We start from the raw sequence: 26707 nt of genomic DNA, 5'->3' as shown, positions 1-26707 counted from the left end.
CTAAGCCGTCTGTGTATACAGGCGGTTTTTTTATTTAAAGCGTTTTATCGTACAAGTTGTTATGGTTGATTTGCAGGTATGATTGAGCAGCGGGTTTACGGTTGAGTTGCAGGTTATAATGCAGCAGGTTACGAGAGTTGCAGGTAATGACTGAGCAGCGGGCTTACGGTTGAGTTGCAGGTTATAATGCAGGTTACGAGAGTTGCAGGTAATGGACTGAGCAGCGGGTTTACGATTGTGCCAAAGAGGATTTCCTAACGTTTAAAACCGTAGGCAATACCACTTGTTTATGCCCCTTTTCAGATTTCTGGTCGTCCAGTCTGGACAATAAGATGCTCATAATATTTTCAGCAATATCTTCTAAAGGCTGCGCAATAGCGGTTATAGTTGGGCTTGAAAATTCCAGCAATTCAAAATCATCAAAAGAAACCACGGCAAGATCTTCAGGAATCTTTAAATCCAGCCTCTGGATAGACCTCAAACCATCCATACAAATATAGTTGGCTGCAAAAATCACCGCATCCAGCTGCTGCTCTTTCTGAAAGTAAGCAGAGATCTCCTTAATGGAACTGGCAGAATTAGAATATGGGATCTTTATGATGCTTTCTTGAAGCCCCTCCGTTTTGATCGCAAGTTCATAACCCTTTAACCGGTCAAGCATTTGCTGCTCTATGGTATCAATAGTTACAAAGCCAATATGCTTATAACCATTATCTACAAGGTGTTTAGTTGCATTATACGTGCTTTCCTCATTGTTAATGATCACATGATCCGTATTTAACTCCGGAAAATAACGGTCAAATAAAACCACCGGTTTTTGATTCAGCGTTAAAGCCTTAACCTCATCTTCCAAACCTTCCGGAAGTGCAATGATGTAACCATCAACATGTCTGTCCTGAAAGATCTGAAGAAGCTCAATCGCCTTGTTCTTATTGTTCTTTGTACTGCTATAAATAATTTTATATCCCTTTTGAGAAGCCTTTTCATCAATGAACCTCGCAATTCCGGAAAAAAAGGGCTCAGAAATATCGGCTACTAAAAATCCGATGATGTTTGTTTTTCCAGTGCGGAAACTTTTCGCAAGGGCATCTGGCTTATAATCCAGTTCCTCTACAAGCTGTAATACTTTTTTAGTGAGATCATCGCTAATTCTTTTCTCTTTGGCTTTGCCATTTACTACAAAAGAAACAGTACTTATTGAAATCCCCAGTTGCCTAGCTATATCTTTAATTGAGACTTTCTTTTTCATTAATGTAGTTTCATATAATTGGCAATATAGGAATTAGGTTTTAATTTACACCCTCCTATTACATCCTAAACCGATTTAATTTGTTCAAAAAAACATCTGGCCATCTAAAATAAATTTTGTTCGTAAGGGATTAGTTACTTTCTTTGCGGGCTAATTAGAATTATTCCAAATAAAATTGATAGCACGATCGCCATACCCGCAAGAAGTTTTACCTAAAAATTTTAAAAACAAGTAGTGAGCAAAAGAAAAAACAGATTTAAATACTGGATCGGACAAATACACTTATGGCTCGGATTGACATCTGGATTATTTGTATGTTTTTTAGGTATTACCGGCTGCGTCCTGGCATTTGAGCGTGAAATAGAGAATGTATCACAACCCTATCGCTTCACGGAAACGCAGCACAAGCCATTACTGGAACCTTCCAGGTTAAAGGAAATTGCGGACAAGGCCATTCCCGGAAAGCATGCACACAGTGTCAGCTATCAACCGGGAAAATCATCTCAGGTCGTGTACTTTGCATTTGAGCCGGAATATTACTGGATTGTTTTCCTCAACCCCTACACCGGTGAAGTTTTGAAGGTCAAAAATATGGATGATGACTTTTTCAGGGTCATGATCATGGGCCACTATTATTTATGGCTGCCTGCAAATATTGGTCAGCCTGTATTAGCCAGCGCAACTTTAATGTTCTTTTTCCTTTTAATTTCAGGATTGATCCTTTGGTGGCCTAAGAATAAAGCAGCAAGTAAAAAACGGTTTACCATTAAATGGAATGCCAAATGGAGAAGGGTAAATTACGACCTCCATAATGTTCTTGGTTTTTACATGACCTGGATCCTGATATTCATTGCCTTTTCGGGTCTGGTTATGGGATTTCAATGGTTTGCTAAGTCTGCCTATTGGGTATCTTCAGGCGGTAAAAAGTTGAACCTGTTTGAAGAAACCTATTCAGACAGTACACTGGTAAACGCGGCAGCCGGACGCAAACCAGCCATAGATATACTTTGGGCAAGAACGCGGGATACCCTGCAGAACTTTAGCGGAAGTCTGGAAGTACACGTTCCTGATGGCCCTAAATCTGCTATTGAAGTGGCATTGAACCCGGACACAGATGTCTTTTGGAAAACAAACTATTACTATTACGACCAATACACACTCAAAGAAATGGAAGTTGCCCATGTGTTTGGAAAATATGCAAATGCAACAGTAGCAGATAAGCTCATGAGGATGAATTACGACATCCATATTGGCGCAATTGCCGGGATACCTGGAAAGATCATGGCATTTCTTGCCAGCTTAATTGCTGCAAGTTTGCCAATTACAGGCTTTATCATTTGGCGGGGACGTAAAAAAAAGAATAGAACTAAAGAAACAACATCTTGAGCTAAAAGATATTTTTGCTAATTTGCATACTCACTAATTGAAAAACAATGGTACGAGTTGCCCTGCTTTTAACAAAAAAATATCGTCTTCTCAGCGTGGCTGCTATATTAGATGTCTTTGATACCGTAAATAGTTATTACGAGATGAATGGCGAAGCAGCCTTTTTTAAACTCAGTTTACTGTATTCCGGAACTCCGGCACCAGAAATCTCAGCCTTTGAAAAATATAATCCCAGCCACTACCATACTTCCGGACAGCAGGATCTAGTTTTAATTCCTGCATTTGAGGCGGTAGAGTCTAGCCTGTCGCAGCCGGAAAACAAAGAATTGCTTCCATGGATCCAGCAGCAGTACAAACATGGTGCAGAAATCGGAAGTTTTTGTACAGGTGCATTTCTACTCGCAGCAAGTGGGCTATTAGACGGTAAGGAAGCAACAACACACATCAATGCCAGTCCAGCTTTTGCAGTATACTTTCCGGATGTAATTTTAAAACAGGATGCAGTGGTTACGCATTCAGACGGCATATATACAAGCGGAGGAGCTACCAGCACCTTCCACCTGTTGTTGAAGATGATACACAACTACTGCAACAGGGATGTAGCCGTACGAATGGCAAAAATATTTGCCATCGATATGAACCGTGAGCAGCAAAGCTATTTTGGAATTTTTACACCCGTCCGGGATCATGGAGATGATCTGGTCTATAAAATCCAGAACTGCATAGAAAACGATTACGATAAGTCAATCACCATTGAAGATATTCTGCAGCAGATCCCGTCCAGCAGACGTAATATTATTCGCCGTTTTAAACAAGCTACAGGAAATACACTCATAGAGTACCTGCAAAAAACAAGAATAGAAGCTGCCAAAAAACTGCTGGAACAAACCAATCAAAGCATTCTTGAAGTCATGATGCATTCAGGTTATAATGACACCAAAGCATTCAGGCAGCTCTTTAAGAAAAGCTCAGGAATGACCCCAAAAGATTACCGCGATAAGTTTAAACCAAGGGCTGCATAAACAATTATAGCACAATCCATTCAAAATCAACAACATTTATCAAAAAAAATCTTTTTTTAAAAATATAAATTTTTATCTTTGCCGTCCCTAACGGGAAAAGGAGATTTTAATTTAATGGCTAAAAAACAAGTAGCAGAAAAAGAACTAGAGGCTAAAACAGCCGAATTACAAGGCACAGACGCTCGTCTGGCTGAGAAAGAAACTATTGAATCAGAAGCTGATTCAGTATCGATCGAACAGATCAAATCATCATTGGCAACACCAGATCAGGACTTTGACTGGGATGCAGACGACAAAGCTTTCGGAAATTACAATGAAGAAGACCGTAAAAAGTTTGAAGACATGTATACCGACACTTTCAATCAAATCACTCAGGGTGAAATTATCAGCGGTACTGTTGTTTCAATCAACAACAAAGACGTAGTATTAAACGTAGGATTTAAATCTGACGGTTTGGTATCTACTTCAGAATTCCGTGATACACCGGATTTGAAAGTTGGTGATACAGTTGACGTTTTTGTGGAAGCCCCTGAAGATGCTAACGGTCAACTAATTTTATCTCGTAAAAGAGCTAAAACTCAAAGATCATGGGAGACTATTAACGAGGCTCTTGACAATGACAAAATCATCAACGGATTTGTTAAAAGCCGTACTAAAGGTGGTCTTATCGTTGACATCATGGGTGTTGAAGCTTTCTTACCTGGTTCTCAAATTGACATCAAACCTATCCGCGACTACGATGTATACGTGGGTAAAACAATGGAATTCAAAGTTGTTAAGATCAACCATGAGTTTAAAAACGTAGTTGTTTCTCATAAAATCTTAATCGAAGACGATTTAGAAAGCCAAAAAGTTGAAATTGTATCTAAACTTGAAAAAGGTCAGGTACTTGAAGGAACAGTTAAAAACATTACTGACTTCGGTGTATTCATCGATTTAGGTGGCGTTGATGGTTTACTTCACATCACTGATATTTCATGGGGCCGCATAGAGCATCCAAAAGAAGTATTGAGCTTAGATGAGAAGATCAATGTAGTTGTTCTTGACTTTGATGACGAGAAAAAACGTATTGCATTAGGCTTAAAACAATTGACTCCTCACCCTTGGGAATCTTTAGACACAAACTTAGCTGTTGGTTCTAAAGTTAAAGGTAAAATTGTTACTGTTGCAGATTACGGAGCCTTCCTGGAAATCATTCCTGGAGTTGAAGGTTTAATCCACGTATCAGAAATGTCGTGGTCACAAAACCTGCGCAGCCCACAAGAATTCCTTAAAGTTAGCGATGAGATCGAAGCTGAAGTATTAACTTTAGACAGAGACGAACGCAAAATGAGCTTAGGTATTAAACAATTGACTCAAGATCCTTGGCAAAATGTTGCTGAAAGATATCCTATCGGAAGCAAACATACTGCAGTAGTTAAAAACATGACTAACTTCGGTGTATTTGTTGAAATTGAAGAAGGTATCGACGGTCTGATCCATATCTCTGATCTTTCATGGTCTAAAAAAGTAAACCACCCTAATGAATTCACTAAAGTTGGTGATACATTAGATGTAGTTGTTCTTGAATTAGATGTTGAAAGCCGCAAATTAAGCTTAGGTCACAAACAACTTGAAGAAAACCCTTGGGATACTTTCGAAACGATCTTTACAGTAGATTCGATTCACCAGGGTACAGTTGTTAAAGTAACGGATAAAGGCGCTGTTATCGCTTTACCATATGGTGTAGAAGGTTTCGTACCAACTAAACACATGGCTAAAGAAGACGGTACTACCATCAAAGCTGAAGAAACCAATGACTTCAAAATCATTGAGTTTAACAAAGATGCCAAACGTATCGTTGTTTCTCATGCCCGCATCTGGGAAGAGGCTAAAGCTGAAGCTGTTGCTGAAGAAAGAGCTTCTAAGAAAAAAGAAGCTAAAGCATCAAACAATGCCGTTAAAAAAGTTAAAGATTCTGTTGAAAAATCTACATTAGGTGATTTAGGCGTGCTTGCACAACTAAAACAACAAATGGAAGGTGAAGAAAGCAAAGCTAAAAAAGGCTAGTTAATCTTTAAAACCAATATATTAAAGGCATTCCCAAAAGGAATGCCTTTTTTGTATATATTTATGCCATATAAACGCCCATATGGAAACGCCGAACAACCTTTGTACTTGCTGCTACCGCACCTATAGCCCTAATGATGTATTCTGTAATGGCTGCGGCTTTCCGCTGCAGGGAACTGAACAGGAACAAGCCTTTTATCAATCTGAAAGAACAGCAAAAGAAATAGACTTAGGAGAACTAACTGGAAAAGTTGAATCAGCCCGTAAATCTCTTTATTGGATTGCTGTACTCATCGGAGTATCTACTTTTATTACTTATTTTGGCATAGAGGATGAGCAGGAAAAGATGGCACAAGCTGTTATTGCAGTAATTATAATCTGTGCATTTTCAGGACTCGCAATTTGGGGCAAACGTAAACCAACAACCGCAATGATCTCAGGACTATCGCTGTATCTGATCTTGATCATCTTAAGTGCAATAGTAGATCCGTTATCCATACTTTCCGGAATCATAATTAAAGTGATCATCATAGGTTATCTGATCAAAGGCATTAAAGCAGTTGTTGAAGCAGATAAACTTAAAAAAGAGTTGAATATCGACTAATTGGATCAACAAATTACTCAGCCAATTATTTGCAGTAATTGCGAAAACCCAATCTCTGCAGGTATCAAATTCTGCAGTAGCTGCGGGCAGGCTCAGAATGAGGAAGAGCTTAAAACATACAATGGAAAATGGCCCAATCTAAAACAGATTGCCCTATTTTTCAGCATACAACTCCTATTGTGTGTCAGTCCATCGTTTTTTGAAAGTACAACGATAACCAGCAGCTTGTTCTTCGATATCATTTCAGCTGTCGCCGCAATTTCATTCTTTGGATACAGCTGGCAAGAGAACAAACACTTATTGAAGTGGCCGAATTTCTCCTTAAAGAAACTACTGCTTCTGATTGGCCTGGCAATAGGCAGCTCACTGCTCATTAATTTCCTTGTAGGATATATCAACCAGACTCTTTTTAAGGCCGACTTCTCTTACTATGGGCCATTTATGTTTCATGAATATGGCAGCTATTTAATGATCCTGTCAATAGCCATATTTCCGGCTCTCTTTGAAGAATTAGCCTGTAGAGGATACTTACTTCAAAAATTACTAAAAATTGTAGATAAGAGGGAAGCAATATACATTACTTCAATCTTGTTCTTCCTGATGCATTTTAGTCTGATCTCTTTTTTCTGGATGATACCATTTGCCATGGTCATGGCCTATGTAAGAATTAAAGAAAACACGTTATGGTATGGAATTGCAATGCACTTCTTTTTTAATTTAACGGTCTGTTTAATAGACATTTTGAATCCTAACAACTTTTTTTAACAGCCAAAACCCAACCCTATTTTACAAAAAGCACATTTTGGCGTTTGCGGTTAAAACTTTTTCCCTATATTTGCTTAATCATTAGTCAATGCAAAAGAGAACCCTGCTAGACGGACAAAAATTCCAAATCACAATTAAGAGACTTTGTCATCAATTAATTGAGAATCACACCGATTTTTCCAATACCGTTTTAATTGGCATCCAGCCAAGAGGCAGTTATTTCGCGGATAGAGTGCAGCAAGAGCTTTCACTGATCCTCAAAAAAACAGCCATCAAAAAAGGAAATTTAGACATCACCTTTTTCAGGGATGACTTTAGAAGAAAAGATGGAATAGTTTCAGCAAACAGCAACACCATAGATTTTATTATAGAAGGCAAGAATGTGATCTTAATCGATGACGTATTGTGGACCGGCAGAACAATAAGGGCCGCTATGGATGCACTGCTGGCTTTTGGCAGACCAGCAAAGGTTGAACTCATGGTATTGATTGACAGGCGTTTTTCCAGACAACTCCCTATTGAACCCGATTATATCGGACGGCAGGTTGACAGCTTGAACTCACAACACGTTAAAGTAAGCTGGAAAGAAACCGAAGGAGAAGACAAAGTTATCTTATTATCAGAAAGCAATAAATAATATGGCAGTAGAAAAGTTATCAACCCGACATCTTTTAGGCATCAAAGATATTAACCGGAATGATATAGAATTGATTCTTGAAACTGCAGATCATTTTAAAGGCGTAATCAATAGAACAATTAAGAAGGTTCCTTCACTACGGGATATTACCATAGCAAACATCTTCTTTGAAAACTCTACACGCACCAAACTTTCATTTGAGCTTGCTGAAAAACGGCTGTCCGCAGATGTGGTAAATTTTGCAGCTTCATCATCATCCGTAAGCAAAGGAGAAACCCTCATCGATACGGTAAATAACATCCTCGCCATGAAAGTAGATATGGTGGTCATGAGGCATCCCTATGCCGGCGCAGGCGTATTTCTAAGTAAGCACATCAATGCGCAGATCGTAAATGCAGGAGATGGTGCACACGAACATCCCACACAAGCCTTGCTGGATGCCTACTCCATCCGTCAAAAATTGGGTGATGTGGCCGGAAAAAAAGTAGTGATCGTTGGCGATATCCTGCACTCTAGGGTAGCCCTTTCAAATATCCTCTGCCTTCAAAAACTTGGCGCAGAAGTAATGGTCTGCGGACCCACAACATTAATCCCGAAACACATAGAAAGTCTCGGCGTAAAAGTAGAACATAACCTGATTAAAGCATTGAACTGGTGCGATGTAGCCAATATGCTCCGCATTCAGCTGGAAAGACAGGACATCAAATATTTCCCCTCCCAAAGAGAATACGCAATGATGTACGGGTTAAATAAGCAAATCTTAGACAACCTGGACAAAGAAATCATCGTGATGCACCCAGGTCCTATAAACAGGGGCGTAGAGATTACCAGTGATGTAGCAGACAGCAAACAATCCATCATCCTGGATCAGGTAGAAAATGGGGTAGCAGTAAGAATGGCCGTTCTCTACTTGTTGGCATCTCAAAGAGATTAAGTTCTTTTAACAGATCCCCCGCATACCAATTTCTTTTTCTTTTCGTTAAAACCTGTGTTATCAACACATGTTAATTTCTTATGTTAATAAGAGCCAATACTATATTTATATTAGTACCAACCATATTTGAAACAAATGCAAAAAAAATACCTTTTTATTCCCCTGTTGCTGGCAGGAGGCTTAACGGCCGGTTATGCGCAGAAAAATACAATCGTAGATCTTAATAAAAACTACCAAACCGGTTTAGAACTACTGGATAATGAGAAATACGTTGCTGCAGCCCAGCAATTCAGACTTGTTGAACAGATCCGGGAAAAACCCGGAAGCCAGCAGGAAAGCAATTCAGAACTCTCTCTGTTACGCGAAAATGCGAAATTCTATGCTGCTGTCTGTGCATTGGAACTTGGCAACAGCGATGCAGAAAGCCTGTTTCAAAATTTCATCAAAGAATATCCGCTTAATCCAAATACCAAGCTCGCTTATTTCCATGTCGGTAAATCTTACTTTGCCCAGAAGAATTATGAGAAAGCACTGGAATGGTTTGAGAAAACAGAACCTACTACCCTATCCGCAAAGCAACGGTTAGAATATCAGTTTAAGCAAGGATACGCCTATTTTCAACTCAACAATATTGAAAAGGCAGAACCATTGTTTGAACTCGTAAAAAGAGATCAATCACCATTTCAGGAAAGCGCAACCTATTATTTCGCCTACATCAATTACCTGAATAAGGAATACAAAACGGCACTCAGCAATTTTGAGAAATTAAAAGGATCACCAACCTACGAAGCCAGCTACCCTTACTACATCACCTCCATGTACTATCTGGACGAACGGTATGACGACGTGATCAGCTACGCTGTACCGGTTCTTAAAACATCTAAGCAACAGTACGAATCAGAGATGCTGAGCATTATTGCCGCTTCCTACTTTGCGAAATCGGATTATGTAAATGCAGAGAAATATTTTGCAGACTTCTATGCTAAGGATAAATCTGACAACAAGAACAACCTGTTCACCTACCAGTACGGATATGCCCTGTTCCAGCTTAAAAAATATGGACAGGCGGTAACTGTTCTTGAAAAATTAAATACAGATGATGTTTATCTGCAAAGCGGGATGTATACCCTTGGACGCTCCCTCATCCAGTTAAAGAATAAAGAAAAAGCAAGAAGTGCATTTTTCAGAGCTTCCAGGCTTGATTTTGATAAAGTAATACAAGAAGAAGCATGGATCAATTATGCCCGGTTAAGTTATGAACTTGACTTTAACCAGCAAGCATTAGAATCTACACAAAACTTCTTAAAACAATTTCCAAACTCACGCAAGCTGAATGATGCAAAAACATTGCTTGGAGAAATTTTACTAACCAGCAAAAACTACCAGGCAGCCATTGATATCCTGGAGCCAATCCCGAACAAAAACGCAGAAGCCAAAGAAGCATATCAAAAGGTAACTTATTTCAGAGGGTTAGAGTTTTACAATGAACGTGCATTTCCAAATGCACTGTCGATGTTCCTTCGCTCAGAAAAATTCCCTGAAGATCAGGAAATCCATGCACTAAGTACTTACTGGAAAGCAGAAGCATCCTATGAACTTAGAAAGTTTGGGGAAGCGGTAAAACATTTCGAAACCTTTTTAGAAATGCCCGAAGCAGATAAAACAGGTGTTTATAATTTTGCCAATTATGCGCTGGCCTACGCCGCTTTCGAAGATGAGCGCTATGCCAAAGCAGCGAACTATTTTGAAAAGTTTTTAAGAGGTAACGATAAGGATCAAAAAACAGTGAACGATGCCGTGATCAGGCTGGCAGATTCTTATTTTGTAAGTAAAAGCTATGGCAACGCACTGGTTAATTATAATAAGATCATCAGCAACAGATCTACCGGAGAAGATTATGCCTTGTTTCAACGCGGTATGATCCAGGGACTGGAAAACCAGAATGATGCAAAGATTGCGACCATGCAGGATCTGCTTAAAAAATTCCCGACCTCAAACTATGCAGATGATGCCGGATTCGAAACTGCCTATACGTATTTTAACAAAGGTGATTTTGAGAAATCCAAGTCAGACTTAATCTCACTGGTTAGCCAATACCCAAGAAGCAGCTATGTACCGCGTGCATTGGTTACCATCGGCCTCGTTCAGTACAACCAGGATCAGGACAATGAAGCGATAGAATCCTTTAAAAAAGTAATCAATGAGTACTCCAGCAGCGAAGAAGCAAAACAAGCACTGGAATCGATCAAAAACATTTATCTGGACAGAGGTGATTCTGATGGGTTCATGGCCTATGCCAATTCAACCTCACTCGGAAATTATACGACAGCGGAACAAGACAATATCGTTTTCCAGGCTGCAAACAACCGTTATTTAAAAGGTGATTTTAAAGGTGCATTTGAAGCCATCAATGCCTATTTTGATAAATTTCCAAAAGCCATACACGATAAAGAAGCCAAATTTATCCGCGCAGAATCCCTGGTAAAACTAAATAGGCCACTGGAAGCAGTTCCCGATTATGAATACATTCTTAACGACTGGACCAGTGATTATACCGAACGTTCACTGGTAAGTATTTCAAAGCTGTTCTTAGATCAGAAGAAATACAACGAAGCCATCGTTTATTTAAAGCGTTTAGAAACAACAGCAGATTATAAGGTACACCATAGCTATGCCATTAATAACCTGCTAAAGGCTTATGATGCACTGAACATGCCAGATGACATGATCAAATATGTGGCGTTGATCAAAGAATCTGAAAAAGGTTCCGAAGAAGAGAAAAACAGTGCAGATCTGTATGCGGGTAAGGCATACCTGCTAAAAGCAGATACGACAGCTGCAATAAAAGCCTTCAACAATGTAACCAGTAAAACAAAAACCCTGGCTGCAGCAGAAGCAAAATATAACCTTGCCTGGGTACAATATGCCAAAGGCGATTATAAAACATCTACCAAAACCTGCTTTGACCTGATCAATAATATGCCTTCTTACGATTATTGGGTAGCCAAAAGCTTTATACTTCTATCAGATAATTATGTGGCTTTAAAAGACAATCTGCAAGCAAAAAGTACGCTGTTAAGTATCATAGACAACTATGATGGCAATGATGACATTGTTCCCACTGCGAAACAGAAATTAGAAAAAATTAAATAAGACAAGCAACATGAGATCAACTAAATTTATATATAGTACCCTTTTTTTTATGGCTGCATGTTCTGCAGTTACTAAAGCACAAGACACCAGGAAAACCGAAGAGAAAAACGTTACAGAAGAAATTGAGGTCGTTAGGCCGTATAAACCTGTTTTAGCTGAAGCCGTAAAATTAAGAAGAAGTCCCGATTTGAATGATGTTAAAACGTACAAGGCTAAATTTAATTACAGCTTAACGGAACGCAAATTAGAACTCAACTCAGACATCAATAAATTACAGGCACAAGCAGTAGCTGCAGAAAAAGAAGCCGAATTGATCAACAATTATGTAAAAGGTGCATTTGGAACCTCTAAAACAATATTCGGCGAAGCCTATGTAAATATAGGCGCAGATCCTGCTTTGCAGACAGGTGCTTTTTTTCAGCACTTCAGTCAATCGGGCAGCTTAAACAAACAACAATTTGACCAGCAGAAATTAAGTGTCTTTGGACGAAGCATCGGAGATCAGAATACATTAAGCGGACGTATTAACTTTCAAAGAAATGGCCTGTTCTTTTATGGTATAGATCAGAACAATCCCACCTTAAATCCCGATCCGGAAAAACAAACGTTAAACTTCATTGAAGGAGAAGCTGAGATCGTGAATAAATTTGTCGACGATCCGGATGCATTAAGCTATTCAGCAAAAGTTAACGGCTACATCTGGAGCGATAAATTTGACGCCAAAGATAACTCTATCGTATTAAACGGATATGTAAATAAAAGGATCAGCAGCTTTAACCTCGGACTTGCTGCATCCGCAGAATTTGGAAGTACCAAAGACGTTCTTGTAAAAGTTAGCAACAACATCCTAAAGCTGAACCCTTATATCAGGTTACAGGCAAACGGGGTTAAGATCAATGCAGGTATTAACTTTGTACAGGAATTTGGTGATTTCTCCTCAAGCAGAATCTTTCCTACTGTAACGGCAGACTTTACCCTGATCCCGGATTACTTACAATTATTCGGAGAATTGAAAGGCGATGTAACACGAAATTCATTGAAACAGCTTACCGATGAGAACCCGTTTTTAAACAGCAATATAACCATTAGAAATACGGTAGAAAAGCTAAGCATTAGCGGAGGTATTAAAGGTACTGGCGGTCCGGGCTTTGGCTACAAAGCCAGGGTTTATCATAAAAGCATAGAAGATATGCCGCTGTTCGTAAATAGCTTCACTAACTTCAATAAGTTTGATGTCATCTATGATTTCGGAAAAATGAAGCTCATGGGACTGGAAGGTGAAATATCCGTACAGGTAAGCGACGCGCTAAAATGGACAGGAAAACTAAATTTTGAAGATTATAGCCCGGCATCAGAAACCCAGAGCTGGTTTAAACCCTTAATGCGTGTTACTTCTGATCTGGTTTATAACATCAATAAACAAATCACGCTGAATGCGTCAGTAGCTATCCAGGACGACAGCAAAGCAAAAGTTTATACTGCAGCTCCTGCTAATCCGTACTATACGCCAGATCCTTTAAACGAAACCGTAGTCACAGTTAAAGGATTTGTAGATCTGGGTGCCGGGGCAAGCTATAAGATCAATAACAAATTCTCTGCATTTATCAGGGTTAACAATTTGCTGAACAGTTCTTATAGTAAATACTTACATTATGAGGTAATTGGCTTAAATGCTTTTGGAGGTATATCTTACTCATTCTAACCCGTTTTAAATTAATAATTGGTTGGTACGGAATTAAAATTTATTTTTACAAAAATGGATATCTTATCATACCTCGCTGAAATTATAAAAACCCGTAAAGAAGTGGGTATTCCCGGATTAGGGACTATTTATAAGAAAAAATCCCCGGGACGCTACAATATGGAAACGCATTCGTTTCTGCCTCCCAGCTATACCCTGGATTTTACAACAGAACTTAAAGAACAGGCTGCACTTGCCGGATTCATTACCAGGAAAAGAAATATATCCGCTGATTCTTCAGATTATTACATCGGTAAATTTGTAGAAGAAATACAAAAAACACTTTCAGAAACTCAGCAAGCTGATCTGGGAGAATTGGGAATGCTTTCCATGCAGTCTGGCAGCTTGAGCTTTACCCCAGCCGATCAATCAGGATTTGGGTTTGATTTCTACGGATTGCCGAACTTAAAAGAAGGTTCAGGTAAAAAACAGGAAGAGCACAACGAAGAAAATCTAACGGCAGAAACTGCTGACGATGAAGAACAACAAGAAGAGCATACAGATAAAAATGTAGCAGAAGAAGTTACTGACGATGAAAATATATCAGAAGAAACTACTGAGCAGGAAGAACCCGTTGAAAATACTGAAGCTGTTGAAAATACAGAATCAGATGCTCAGCGAGATTTTGCTGTTGAAAACATCGAAGAAGAAGTAATCGATGATGAAGAACAACAAGAAGAGCATCACGAAGAAAATGTAACGGAAGAAACTACTGAGCAGGAAGAATCCGTTGAGAATACTGAATCTGTTGAAAATACAGAATCAAATACTCAGCAAGACTTTGCAGTTGAGAACATCGAAGAAGAAGCAACTGATGATGAAAAACAACAGGAAGAGCATAACGAAGAAAATCTAACCGAAGAAACTACTGAGCAGGAAGAACCCGTTGAAAATACTGAAGCTGTTGAAAATATAGAATCAGATACGCATCAAGATTTTGCAGTCGAAAACATCGAAGAAGAAGTAATCGATGATGAAGAGCATCATGAAGAAAATGTAGCAGAAGAAACTACTGACGATGTAGAACAAAACGACGCACACAACGAAGAAAATGTAACGGAAGAAGTTGCTGGCGATGAAAATCATACAGAAGGCACTACTGAGCAGAAAGGATCTGTTGAAAACACAGAATCAAATACCCAGCAAGATTTCGCAGTTGAAAATATTGAAGAAGAAGTAATCGATGATGAGGAACAACAGGAAGAGCATCACGAAGAAAATGTAGCAGAAGAAACTACTGACGATGTAGAACAAAACGACGCACACAACGAAGAAAATGTAACGGAAGAAGTTACTGGCGATGAAAATCATACAGAAGGCACTACTGAGCAGAAAGAATCTGTTGAAAATACAGAATCAAATACCCAGCAAGATTTCGCAGTTGAAAACATCGAAGAAGAAGCAACTGACGATGAAGAGCATCACGAAGAAAATGTAGCGGAAGAAGTTACTGGCGATGAAAATCTAACAGAAGACACTACTGAGCAGACTGAACCTGCTGAAAATACAGAATCAGATACGCATCAAGATTTTGCAGTTGAAAACATCGAAGAAGAAGTAATCGATGATGAAGAACAACAACAAGAAGAGCATCACGAAGAAAATCTAACGGAAGAAATTGCTGGCGATGAAGAACAACACGACGCGCACAACGACGAAAGTGTAACAGAAGAAACTACTGAGCAGACTGAACCTGTTGAAAATACAGAATCAAATACCCAGCAATACTTCGCAGTTGAAAACATCGAAGAAGAAGTAATCGATGATGAAGAGCATCACGAAGAAAATGTAGCGGAAGAAGTTACTGACGATGAAAATCTAACAGAAGAAACTACTGAGCAGACAGGATCTGTTGAAAACACAGAATCAAATACCCAGCAAGATTTCGCAGTTGAAAACATCGAAGAAGAAGTAATCGATGATGAAGAACAACAGGAAGAGCATCACGAAGAAAATGTAGTCGAAGAAGTTACTGACGATGAAGAACAACATGACGCGTACAACGACGAAAATATAACAGAAGAGACTTCTGATGATACAGAACATCCTGCTTACGACAATTTCAATATTGAGAATATCGAAGAAGAAGCAACGGATGAACAATATCATGAGGAAAATGCAGAAGAAGAAACAACTAACAATGAAGGCCAGCTGCAAGATCACACTGAAGAAAGTGTAGAAGAAGACATTGTTGAGCCTTTCTCTGAAGCTGATCCTGTAATTGAAGAAGAGATCATCTATAAAAATATAATAGATGAAGAAAGTCCAGTAAATACAAATGCCAAAGATTCAGATGAAAATTTAATCAGTGTATGGCACTTTGATAAAGACCGCAATATAAATAAGCCGACATTAGCGCCTGCAATCGATTCATCAGAAAGCGAGATCGAAGAAAAAGGCATGCCAGCTTACGTAAAGATCCTTATAGGCGTAGCTATACTAATTGCGTTGGTTGCAATCACTTATTTTGTAAAACCAGACCTTTTCCAGAACACGGAGAAAACCGGACCATCACCAGAAGAAATAGCCCTCAATAATAAATTAAAAACAGATTCAATAGCCAATGCAGATCGCATTAAAAAAGCTGCAGAAGTAACTGCACTTCCAATAGGTTCAGTAAATGATACCCTATCGGTAAGTACTCCCCCCGTTATTGCAACTCCTGACACGGCTACAACCTGGGAAGTAATTGCTGCATCAGTGATCAATCAAAAAGAAGTCGATGCTTTTGTTGCTCAAATGAAAAAAAAGGGAATTACTACAAAGGTGATCGAAGGAATGCCGGGTAACCGCATTAAGATCAGTATTGCAACATTTAATGACGAACAAACTGCCCGTGAAGCCCGCAGAAAATATGCTGAACAGCTAAAAAATCCGGAGCTCTACGTTTTTCAAAATAAACACACACACAAACCACAATAAATATGATTTCATTACTACAAGGTGCCACGGATACGGCTAACCAAATTCTTGATAGCGCAAACACAATCACCCAGCCTATAACAACAGCACCAACGGAACTTCACTTTATAGACCTGCTGTTTAAAGGCGGATGGGTAATGATTCCTTTGGCCTTTCTTGCATTTTTAGGACTGGTAATTTTTGTTGAAAGGTATTTAACCATTAGAAAAGCATCAAAAAGCGAATCCAACCTCATGCTTCAAATTAAGCAATACATTCACGAAGGAAGGTTAGACAATGCCATTGCCCTTTGTAAAAACAATAAATCACCTTTAGCAAGAATGCTTGAAAAAGGGCTAAAAAGAATTGGCAGACCAATAAAAGACATTGAAGCAGCCATTGAGAACAATGGAAAACTGGAAGTCTCAAAACTAGAGAAAAACCTTGGAATACTCGGTATAATAGCCGGTATTGCACCCATGCTTGGTTTCGTAGGAACGATCATCGGGGTAATCACCATTTTTCATGATGTATCCATTAAAGGAGCTATTGAAATTGGTACCATTTCAGGTGGTCTATACACTAAAATGATTACCTCTGCTACAGGATTAATTATTGGGATCATTTCTTATGTATTGTATCACATACTGAATATGATGGTTGAACGGATCATCTTAAGAATGGAAACAGACGCAATTGAATTTATAGATCTATTAGAGGAGCCAGGAAAATAATGAATTTACGCAAAAGAAGTAAAGCAACTGTAGAGGTCCATACTTCTGCATTGAATGACATTATGTTCTTCCTGATGCTGTTTTTTCTATTGGCATCTGCCGTAGTTAATCCAAAAGTGGTCAAACTTTTATTGCCGCGTTCAGAATCGGGACAACAATCTTCAGCACAAAAAACCGTTACTGTATCTATAGATGATGATCTGAAATATTTTGTAGACAAGCAACCGACTTCGCTTGAAAACCTTCAGGCAGCAATTGAAACCTATCAAAAAGCATCACCAGATCTTACCATCGTATTGTATGTAGCACGTGGCGTTTCCATAGAAAATACCATGCTTGTATTTGATGTGGCAAACAAATTGAAATTAAAAGTTGTATTAGCTGTAGAGCCTAAGAAATAATGACTTATCCTAAAGAAGAAGAAAACAATTATCCAAAAGCACTTGCCATAGCAACCGGCATTATGGGTGTATTAATTGCGTTGAGCTTTTTCATCGTCATTGGTAGTTTTCAACCCGTTGAAGAGGCCGGAATGGGTGGGATTGTTGTAAACTATGGAACTTCGGTAACCGGCATGGGTTCAGATTATACCAGTATAGAGGAGCCTTCAGCAGATCCAAATGCAAACAACCAACCTCCCGATAAGGTAGTCCCAACAGAACCTACACCCCAAACACCAACATCACAGGTTAGCGATAAGGAAATTGTAACGCAAAATTCTGAAGATGCAGTTAGCGTAAACACAAAAAATACCAACAAAAACTCTACACCTGCGGCATCAACAGAAAACAAACCTGCAAAACCTGCAATCAATCAGAATGCCCTCTATAAAGGAAAATCCAATAAAGGAACCGGCGGAGGTGATGGAACAGGCACCACGCCTGGCAACCAGGGTGATGTGGATGGTGATCCATTGGCAAACAATTATGGTGAAGGTGGATCAGGATTTGGTGAAACGCCAATTGCCCTGAGAAAATTCACCCAACTGGTTACACCTGAAGATGACGGACAAAAAACGGGTAAGATCGCAGTACGTATAAAGATCAATAAAAATGGTGTAGTCATAGATGCAACACCCGGCGTTAAAGGAACAACCTTAAATGACAGGGAATTGTGGCAAAAATGTAAAACAGCTGTAATGGGCGCACGGTTAACCCAATCTGAAACCGCTCCGGATGTTCAGATTGGCGTGGTAGTTTTTAATTTTAAAGTTAAATAATCAGGAGTCTGCTATCTTTGTGCCTTTAAATTCCAGCAATGAATTATAAAGAAACCCTTGACTATTTATACCGTAAACTTCCCATGTTTACACGCGTTGGTGCTGTAGCCTTTAAAAAGGATTTGTACAACACCATAGCCATGTGTGAAAAACTGGATAACCCACAAAATAAATTCAAATCCATCCACATTGGAGGAACAAATGGAAAAGGTTCAACCTCTCACATGCTTGCAGCCATTTTTCAGCAGGCCGGATATAAAACCGGGTTGTATACCTCTCCCCACCTAAAGGATTTCAGAGAACGGATCCGCATCAATGGCGAGATGATATCAGAACAATTCGTTGTTGATTTTATTGACCAGCAACAAGAAATCATCGAAGATATAAGCCCGTCTTTTTTTGAGGTAACTGTTGCAATGGCCTTTTCTTACTTTGCCAATGCGCAAGTGGACATTGCCATCATTGAAGTCGGCTTAGGGGGCCGGTTAGATTCAACGAACATCATTACACCAGAGCTGTCCGTAATTACCAATATCAGCTTAGACCACACGAATATTTTAGGGAATACCCTACTTGAAATTGCAGCAGAAAAAGCAGGCATCATTAAACCGGGAATACCGGTTGTCATTGGAGAAAATGACCTGGAAACTGCCGATGTATTTATCCGGCAGGCAGAACAAGGCGGAAGCCAACTCGTTTTTGCAGACCAGGAATTAAAAATTGAGAGATCCGAACGGGTAGACGACCATCTAAAGCTAACCATTTCTAATGCAGACCGTAGGATCTATGAAAACCTTGAACTGGATCTTACAGGAACGTACCAGCTAAAGAATGTATTAACTGTGATCCAGGCCATTGAATCCCTTAAAGGATCCCCTTATAAAATACCACAACAAGCAGTATATAATGCGCTAAAAAATGTAAAGGCATTAACGGGCCTGCAAGGCAGATGGCAGATACTGAGCCACCAGCCCTTAACGATTTGCGATACCGGGCACAATGAAGCCGGAATTAAAGAGGTACTAAAAAACATTACCGAAACGCCGCATGAAAACCTCCATATCGTAATTGGAATGGTAAAAGATAAGGATATCAATGGCGTATTGAGCTTGCTTCCCGCTACAGCAAAATACTACTTTTGTCAGCCGCAGTTGGAACGTGCACTTCCAGCCAATGAACTGGCAGATGAAGCTGGAAAGCACAATCTTGAAGGCCAGACCTATGAAACTGTTCCAGAAGCACTGAAAGCAGCCCAGATGGAGGCCGGAGTAAATGATCTGATCTTTGTTGGGGGAAGCACCTTTGTAGTGGCAGAAGTTTTATAAAATCTTTACATAACATTAAAGTATAATTATTACCAAGTAGTTACCTTTAACGATCTTAACACAAATAATGAGAAGAACCATTTTATTGTTTTCTGTACTCGCACTGATGAGCAGTACATCAATCGCACAAACAAAAAAGACCAAAACAGTTGTAAAAAAAGAATTTCCTGCAAGCATAAGCAGACCAAAACTAGTCGTAGGCCTGGTTATTGACCAAATGAGGTGGGATTACCTGTATCGATATTACAGCAGATACTCGAATGGAGGATTTAAAAGATTAATCAATGAAGGATTTTCTGCGGAAAATACATTTATACCCTATACACCCACGTATACCGCATGTGGACATGCGAGCATTTATACCGGATCAGTTCCCGCAGTGAACGGCATCATCGGCAATGATTGGTTCGATCCAAAGCTTAACCGGAATGTGTATTGCGCGGAAGATACAAGCGTAAGTACAGTGGGAAGCAATACACGTGCAGGACTCATGTCGCCAAAAAACATGGTTACCACGACCATAACTGATGAATTACGCCTGGCTACAAATTTCCAGAGCAAGGTAATCGGCATCTCCCTAAAAGACCGCGGATCAATTCTTCCGGCAGGCCATACCGCAAATGCCGCCTATTGGTATGACGGACAAACCGGCGATTGGATTACCAGCACGCATTACATGAAAAAACTGCCAATCTGGTTAGAAGACTACAATAAGATCAAGCTTGCCAACAAATTCTTTGATAAGAACTGGAGCACCTTATACCCAATTGAAACATATACCCAAAGCGATGCAGATAATAAGATCTATGAAGGAAAAGCAAGAGGAGAACAAACCCCTACCTTCCCTCACCCGCTAAAATTATACATAGGAAAAAACTATGAGATGATCAAAAGCACCCCATATGGTAATACCATTACCCTGGATCTGGCAAAACTGGCCATTCTTTCTGAAGACCTTGGACAGGGTAAATCAACGGATTTCCTGGCTGTAAGTTGTTCAGCAACAGATTATGTAGGCCACCAATATGGCCCAAACTCCATAGAAGCAGAAGACACGTACCTGAGGTTAGATAAAGATCTGGAAGAATTTTTCAATTACCTGGACAGCAAGATTGGTAAAGGAAACTACCTGTTCTTCTTATCCGCAGATCATGGTGCAGCACATGTACCAGGCTTTATGGAAGAAAACAAACTTCCCGGAGGAAGGTTCAGTGAATCAGCAGCAATAAAAAAGATCAATACTGCGCTGGAAGAACAATTTAAGGTTAAAAAAGCCATTCTTGCTTCCACAAATAATCAAATATATCTCAATCATAAAGCGATCGAAGATGCCAAAGCCAATTATGATGCGCTAAAGCGTGTGGCTATTGATATCCTGAAACAGAATGACGAAGTAATGAATGCCGTTGATCTAAACAACCTTCCGGGCGAAACAATGCCAGAGCAAATAAAAAAGGCCATTACTTACGGATATAATGCACAAAGAAGTGGGGACATTTATTTTTATCTGAAATCAGGTTACATTGGCAGCGGATCTACCGGCACAACCCACGGATCGTGGTATCCTTACGATTCACACATCCCTTGTGTATTTATGGGCTGGAATGTGAAGCCGGGTAAAACTAACAAAACGCATTATATGACAGACATTGCTGCAACCCTTGCAGCAATGCTCCACATCCAGATGCCAAGTGGTTGTGTTGGTGAACCCATCACTGAACTAACACATCAATAAAAAAACTCTGACCTTATAAAATATTAAAAGCCATTCCCAATCAGAATGGCTTTTTTCATACCTGCTGCTTTTTGTTACCTTTGTTTACCAGGTATAAACTTTTCTTATGGAACCAATAGAGATCTACAAGCCGAAACATAAAATCCGTTTTGTAACAGCAGCAGCATTATTCGATGGCCATGATGCAACTATTAACATCATGAGACGCATACTGCAATCTTCAGGAGCTGAAGTAATCCATTTGGGTCATAACCGTTCTGTAGAAGAAGTAGTCAACTGTGCCATACAAGAAGATGTACAGGGAATTGCAATGACCTCCTATCAAGGCGGGCATATAGAATACTTTAAGTATATGTATGATCTGCTGAAAGAAAAACACGCTGCACACATCAAGATCTTTGGTGGCGGCGGGGGTGTAATCCTGCCCTCAGAAATTACCGAATTACAGGAATATGGAATAACCAAAATCTATTCTCCTGATGATGGACGCAAAATGGGACTACAGGGAATGATCAATAATATGCTCGAAGAAACCGACTTCCCAACAATAAGGACGCTGGATAGTGAGCTGAACACCATACTTCAAAAGAATATAAAAAGCATCGCCTCCGCAATTACCATAGCAGAAAATGATCCCGAATCTGCCCAGGGATTCGTCAATGAATTAAAAGACCTGGCCAAAAACAGCAATGCACCTGTGATCGGGATAACCGGGACCGGAGGATCCGGAAAATCATCCCTGGTCGATGAGCTGGTCAGGCGTTTTTTAATGGAAATTAAAGATAAAACACTGGCCATTATATCCGTCGACCCCTCAAAACGCAAGACCGGAGGGGCACTGTTGGGCGATCGGATTCGTATGAATGCGATTAACAATCCCAGAATATACATGCGTTCACTGGCAACCAGGCAGGCTAATTTAGCGCTGTCCAAGAACGTACAGGAAAGCATCGATATTTGTAAAGCTGCAGGCTACGACCTGATCATTGTAGAAACTTCGGGCATAGGACAATCTGATACAGAGATCACTGAACACTGTGACGTTTCATTGTATGTCATGACCCCGGAATTTGGTGCTGCTACACAATTGGAAAAAATAGACATGCTGGATTTTGCAGACCTTGTAGCGATCAATAAGTTTGATAAACGTGGTGCATTGGACGCATTAAGGGATGTACGTAAGCAGTATAAACGCAACCACAATCTTTTTGATGCGAAGGATGATCAAATCCCTGTATTTGGAACCATGGCCAGCCAATTTAACGACCCGGGAATGAACCGCCTGTTCTATTCGTTATTGCATACCATCAAAGAGAAAACAGGTGTAAACTTCAATTATACCACAATACCAGTATCGGGTGAATCAGAGAAAATCTATATCATCCCGCCAGACCGCATACGATACCTTGCAGAAATCGCTGAAGCGAGCCAGACCTATACAAACTGGGTAGATCAGCAATGCAGCATTGCCCGTAAATTATACCAGTTACACGGCGTAATCAACTTACCGGACGAAGACAATGCAGCACAAAAAATAGCTTCTGAACAGATCCTGGATCATTTAAAAAACCGGTATTCCCAATTGGAAGAGCAACTGGACGGAACCTGTAAGAAGTTGCTTCGTCAATGGCCGGATACAAAAAAACAATACCGGGAAGAGTTTTTCATTTATAAGGTAAGGGATAAAGAGATCAAACAACCCTTGTTTTATGAGTCACTTTCCAAACTGCAGATCCCAAAGGTGTCTTTACCCCGCTATGAAGACTGGGGAGATCTTTTACGCTGGCTGCTCACAGAAAATCTACCCGGCGAATTTCCATACGCTGCAGGTGTATTCCCATTGAAGCGTGAAGGTGAAGATCCAACACGAATGTTTGCAGGAGAAGGTGGTCCGGAAAGAACAAATAAAAGGTTTCATTACGTATCACTCGGCCAGCCGGCACACCGGTTGTCTACCGCCTTTGATTCCGTAACCCTTTATGGAGAAGATCCGCACATACGCCCGGACATATATGGGAAAATAGGAAATTCAGGCGTTAGTATTGCCACGCTGGACGATGCAAAAAAATTATACTCAGGCTTTGACCTGTGTGCTGCATCAACATCCGTTTCTATGACCATTAACGGACCTGCACCCATGCTTCTTGGCTTTTTTATGAATGCTGCAATCGACCAGCAGTGTGAAAAGTATATTCTTGAAAATGGATTGGCAGAAGAAGTAGAAAAAAAGATCCGGAAGATTTATGAAAACAAGGATATAAAAAGACCTGTTTACAGCGGTTCATTGCCGGCGGGAAATAATGGTTTGGGTTTAATGCTCTTAGGTGTTACCGGAGATCAGGTATTGCAGCCGGAGATCTATGCTCAGATCAGGGCCAGTGCCATCAGTAAGGTACGCGGAACCGTTCAGGCAGATATATTAAAAGAAGACCAGGCGCAAAACACCTGCATCTTCTCTACCGAGTTCGCTTTAAGGATGATGGGCGATATACAAAGTTATTTCATCACAGAAAAAGTCAGAAATTTTTATTCCGTGTCCATCTCCGGATATCACATCGCAGAAGCCGGGGCAAATCCGATATCTCAGCTTGCATTTACTTTAAGTAATGGATTTACCTTCGTAGAGTATTACTTAAGCAGGGGGATGAATATTGATGATTTTGCACCAAACCTGTCCTTCTTCTTCTCTAATGGCATCGATCCTGAATATGCGGTCATTGGACGGGTAGCCAGAAGGATCTGGGCCAAAGCCATAAAAAATAAATACCATGGAAACGACAGGTCCCAAAAGCTAAAGTACCACATTCAAACTTCAGGAAGGTCATTACATGCACAGGAAATAGACTTTAACGATATACGGACTACCTTACAGGCATTATATGCCATCTATGACAATTGCAATTCACTCCATACCAATGCCTATGATGAAGCGATTACCACCCCAACAGAAGAATCTGTGCGCAGGGCGATGGCCATACAGCTGATCATCAACCGGGAACTCGGACTGGCTAAAAATGAAAACCCTTTACAAGGTGCTTTCATCATCGAAGACCTTACAGACCTGGTCGAAGAAGCCGTACTCCTCGAATTTAAGCGAATTAACGACAGAGGAGGTGTTTTGGGCGCGATGGAAACCATGTACCAGCGTGGAAAGATCCAGGAAGAAAGCTTATACTACGAAACCTTAAAGCATACCGGCGAATACCCTATAGTAGGCGTAAATACATTCCTAAATAAAAATGGATCACCAACCATTGTACCGGGTGAGGTTATACGGGCAACAGAAGATGAAAAACAATACCAGATCGAGACATTAAAAGCCTTTCAGGATAGAAATGCTGGGGTGACAGCAGAGGTATTGAAAAACCTGCAGGCTGCAGCCATAGCAGGTGAAAATATCTTTAAAGAACTGATGGAAGCTTGTAAAATCTGTTCTCTGGGCCAGATCTCAAATGCGTTGTATGAAGTTGGCGGCCAATACAGGCGCAACATGTAACTGATTCATAATAATACACTATAACGCTATAAAAAAGAATATAAGTACTATAATAAAGGATAATACGCTATAAAAAACAAGTACTATAATAACGGATAATATCCTATAACAAAGTAAGAAGCCCGATAATAAATACAAAGGCCTGAAGATCATCTTCAGGCCTTTGTATTAGAAATATATTATATCCGCTGCTTTTTATTGCAGCTGATAAACTTATTAGATTTAAGCGTGTATCCAGCTGAATTTATACTCCATAGAAGGATTACCCATTCTCTCGGCAACACGTAATAAACGATTTGGTAAAGCCATGATATAATCGCGTGCTTTCTCACCAGCTTCACTTAGGTCACGCATGCTATCCAGTTTCCATTCTTCGATCAATTGCTGCATGATCTCTACATAGTCAACCGCAGTATACACACCTAAACGCTGCGCAGCATCGGTAAAGTGACCAAAGGTCTGACCAATCTTCATACCCATCTCACGCAGGAAATGCGCAGGCATTACAATCTTTTTACGCATCATATCTTCAAAGGCGATCATTGCTTCATTCGGATCAACTTCAAATATCTTACTCATAAAATCTTTGTAAGCTTTGGCATGGCGTGCTTCATCTGAAGCGATCAGTCCGCACATCTTTGAAAGTAAAGTATCTCCATCCTTCTTAGCTAAGGATGCCACTCTTCTGTGAGATATATTGGTAGCCAGTTCCTGAAACGAAGTATAAACAAAGTTCCGGTATGGATCATGACCAGTACCAATATCAAAACCATCAGCAATCAGATATTGAGTAGATATTTCCATCTGGCGCATATCAACACGTCCGGATAAGTAAAGGTAACGGTTCAGTAGATCACCGTGTCTGTTTTCTTCAGCAGTCCAGTGTCTAACCCATTTCATCCATCCGCCTTGTTCATTCCTGGTAATCCCGTCAACCATACTTAACCACGATTCATACGTAGGTAATGCCTCTTCGGTAATGGTATCACCAATAAGAACGGCTACAAGGTCGTAAGAAAGATCCTTTGCATTTTCACGCAATATTTTGATATCCTGGAAAAATGTTTCACTTGTAGAATCAGGCAAAAAATCAGATGGCTGCCAATTTGTATCAATCGGTTTTAAGTAAGTATCCATCATATCAAGCATATAAGACTCAATATGTAGCATCACTTCCCTTCTTTTTTCCGCGAAAAAGTTCATTCGTATGTTATTTAAATTGAATCCAAAGATATCAAAATTATTGCATAAAGATGTGATTTAACAGGTACTTTATTCTGATTAGAGCAGTATACGATGGTTTAATTGCGAATTAAAGCCATACGCCAACATTATCCAATGAAATGGTTCAGTATCTAAAAGATCCGCTCAATGAAAGTATTATTTAAAATCAGTTATAAACAAGAAAACCCTGCAGCTGTTAGCTACAGGGTTTCTTTTAAGATCTGGCACCGACCTACTCTCCCACGTGTTACCGCAGTACCATCGGCTCTGGTGGGCTTAACTTCTCTGTTCGGAATGGGAAGAGGTGGACACCACCGATATAGGCACCTGAATATTTTTAATGTTAACGGACATCCCGCTGTACTTACCTTGCGGTATACTGCAACTGTCCATAACAATGACATATTATTGAAAGAAGTTAGTTAGGAAGAACAAACAACAGTTCTATGCTCTTGAAAGCTTCGGATGATTAGTATTACTCGACTTTGATGTCACCACCTTTACATCTGTAACCTATCAACGTAGTAGTCTGC

18 protein-coding genes and 1 rRNA gene are annotated in these 26707 nt (G+C 39.9%); 16 read left to right on the top strand and 3 right to left on the bottom strand.

Annotation, left to right across the window (positions count from 1 at the left end):
- Positions 1-229: 229 nt before the first annotated feature.
- Positions 230-1249, bottom strand: a complete 1020-nt coding sequence (locus ATK78_RS18855) for a LacI family DNA-binding transcriptional regulator (RefSeq protein WP_133577689.1) — start codon at positions 1247-1249, stop codon at positions 230-232.
- Positions 1250-1483: 234 nt separating this feature from the next.
- Between ATK78_RS18855 and ATK78_RS18850 the strand changes: the two genes are divergently transcribed.
- The 16 genes from ATK78_RS18850 to ATK78_RS18775 all read left to right on the top strand — a co-directional run bounded on the left by ATK78_RS18850 (position 1484) and on the right by ATK78_RS18775 (position 24950).
- Entirely contained in the window at positions 1484-2635 is a 1152-nt protein-coding gene (locus ATK78_RS18850) for a PepSY-associated TM helix domain-containing protein (RefSeq protein WP_133577688.1), read from the top strand.
- A 95-nt stretch (positions 2636-2730) separates the two neighbouring features.
- Positions 2731-3657, top strand: coding sequence for a GlxA family transcriptional regulator (locus tag ATK78_RS18845; protein WP_243732574.1), 927 nt, complete (start codon positions 2731-2733; stop codon positions 3655-3657).
- 114 nt (positions 3658-3771) lie between these two features.
- Positions 3772-5706, top strand: coding sequence for a 30S ribosomal protein S1 (rpsA, locus tag ATK78_RS18840; RefSeq protein ID WP_133577686.1), 1935 nt, complete (start codon positions 3772-3774; stop codon positions 5704-5706).
- Positions 5707-5788: 82 nt separating this feature from the next.
- A complete protein-coding gene (locus tag ATK78_RS18835; protein WP_133577685.1) occupies positions 5789-6310 on the top strand; it encodes a hypothetical protein in 522 nt (173 codons plus the stop codon).
- A complete protein-coding gene (locus ATK78_RS18830) occupies positions 6311-7075 on the top strand; it encodes a CPBP family intramembrane glutamic endopeptidase (RefSeq protein WP_133577684.1) in 765 nt (254 codons plus the stop codon).
- Positions 7076-7163: 88 nt separating this feature from the next.
- Positions 7164-7712 carry a bifunctional pyr operon transcriptional regulator/uracil phosphoribosyltransferase PyrR gene (pyrR, locus tag ATK78_RS18825; protein WP_133577683.1) on the top strand — a complete coding sequence of 183 codons (549 nt, stop codon included), beginning with the start codon at positions 7164-7166 and terminating at the stop codon, positions 7710-7712.
- A gap of 1 nt (position 7713) precedes the next feature.
- Positions 7714-8646, top strand: coding sequence for an aspartate carbamoyltransferase catalytic subunit (locus ATK78_RS18820; protein ID WP_133577682.1), 933 nt, complete (start codon positions 7714-7716; stop codon positions 8644-8646).
- A gap of 135 nt (positions 8647-8781) precedes the next feature.
- Positions 8782-11799, top strand: coding sequence for a tetratricopeptide repeat protein (locus tag ATK78_RS18815; protein ID WP_133577681.1), 3018 nt, complete (start codon positions 8782-8784; stop codon positions 11797-11799).
- Between the two features lie 10 nt (positions 11800-11809).
- Positions 11810-13501 carry a porin family protein gene (locus ATK78_RS18810; RefSeq protein ID WP_133577680.1) on the top strand — a complete coding sequence of 564 codons (1692 nt, stop codon included), beginning with the start codon at positions 11810-11812 and terminating at the stop codon, positions 13499-13501.
- A gap of 54 nt (positions 13502-13555) precedes the next feature.
- Positions 13556-16462 (top strand): hypothetical protein, encoded by a 2907-nt coding sequence (locus tag ATK78_RS18805; protein WP_133577679.1) that lies wholly within the window; start codon positions 13556-13558, stop codon positions 16460-16462.
- A gap of 2 nt (positions 16463-16464) precedes the next feature.
- A complete protein-coding gene (locus ATK78_RS18800) occupies positions 16465-17175 on the top strand; it encodes a MotA/TolQ/ExbB proton channel family protein (protein WP_133577678.1) in 711 nt (236 codons plus the stop codon).
- Positions 17175-17576, top strand: coding sequence for an ExbD/TolR family protein (locus ATK78_RS18795; protein WP_133577677.1), 402 nt, complete (start codon positions 17175-17177; stop codon positions 17574-17576). Before ATK78_RS18800 ends, ATK78_RS18795 begins: the two co-directional genes overlap by 1 nt.
- Positions 17576-18394 (top strand): energy transducer TonB, encoded by an 819-nt coding sequence (locus ATK78_RS18790; protein WP_133577676.1) that lies wholly within the window; start codon positions 17576-17578, stop codon positions 18392-18394. The genes ATK78_RS18795 and ATK78_RS18790 overlap by 1 nt, the downstream gene beginning before the upstream one ends.
- Before the next feature lie 38 nt (positions 18395-18432).
- Positions 18433-19719: a bifunctional folylpolyglutamate synthase/dihydrofolate synthase gene (locus ATK78_RS18785; protein ID WP_133577675.1), complete on the top strand. Its 1287-nt coding sequence runs from the start codon at positions 18433-18435 to the stop codon at positions 19717-19719.
- A 67-nt stretch (positions 19720-19786) separates the two neighbouring features.
- Complete coding sequence (gene pafA / locus ATK78_RS18780) at positions 19787-21454, top strand: alkaline phosphatase PafA (RefSeq protein ID WP_133577674.1); 1668 nt, start codon at positions 19787-19789, stop codon at positions 21452-21454.
- Between the two features lie 106 nt (positions 21455-21560).
- Positions 21561-24950, top strand: coding sequence for a methylmalonyl-CoA mutase family protein (locus ATK78_RS18775; RefSeq protein ID WP_133577673.1), 3390 nt, complete (start codon positions 21561-21563; stop codon positions 24948-24950).
- Between the two features lie 222 nt (positions 24951-25172).
- On the opposite strand, the gene ATK78_RS18770 is transcribed toward ATK78_RS18775, so the two are convergent.
- Positions 25173-26153 carry an acyl-ACP desaturase gene (locus ATK78_RS18770; protein ID WP_133577672.1) on the bottom strand — a complete coding sequence of 327 codons (981 nt, stop codon included), beginning with the start codon at positions 26151-26153 and terminating at the stop codon, positions 25173-25175.
- Positions 26154-26393: 240 nt separating this feature from the next.
- A 5S ribosomal RNA gene (gene rrf / locus ATK78_RS18765) occupies positions 26394-26505 on the bottom strand.
- Between the last annotated feature and the right edge of the window lie 202 nt (positions 26506-26707).

The sequence above is a fragment of the Pedobacter metabolipauper genome, from assembly GCF_004362715.1.
Classification (GTDB): domain Bacteria; phylum Bacteroidota; class Bacteroidia; order Sphingobacteriales; family Sphingobacteriaceae; genus Pedobacter; species Pedobacter metabolipauper.
Note: the sequence above shows the minus strand (reverse complement) of the source record. Positions and strands in the feature narration are given on the sequence as shown.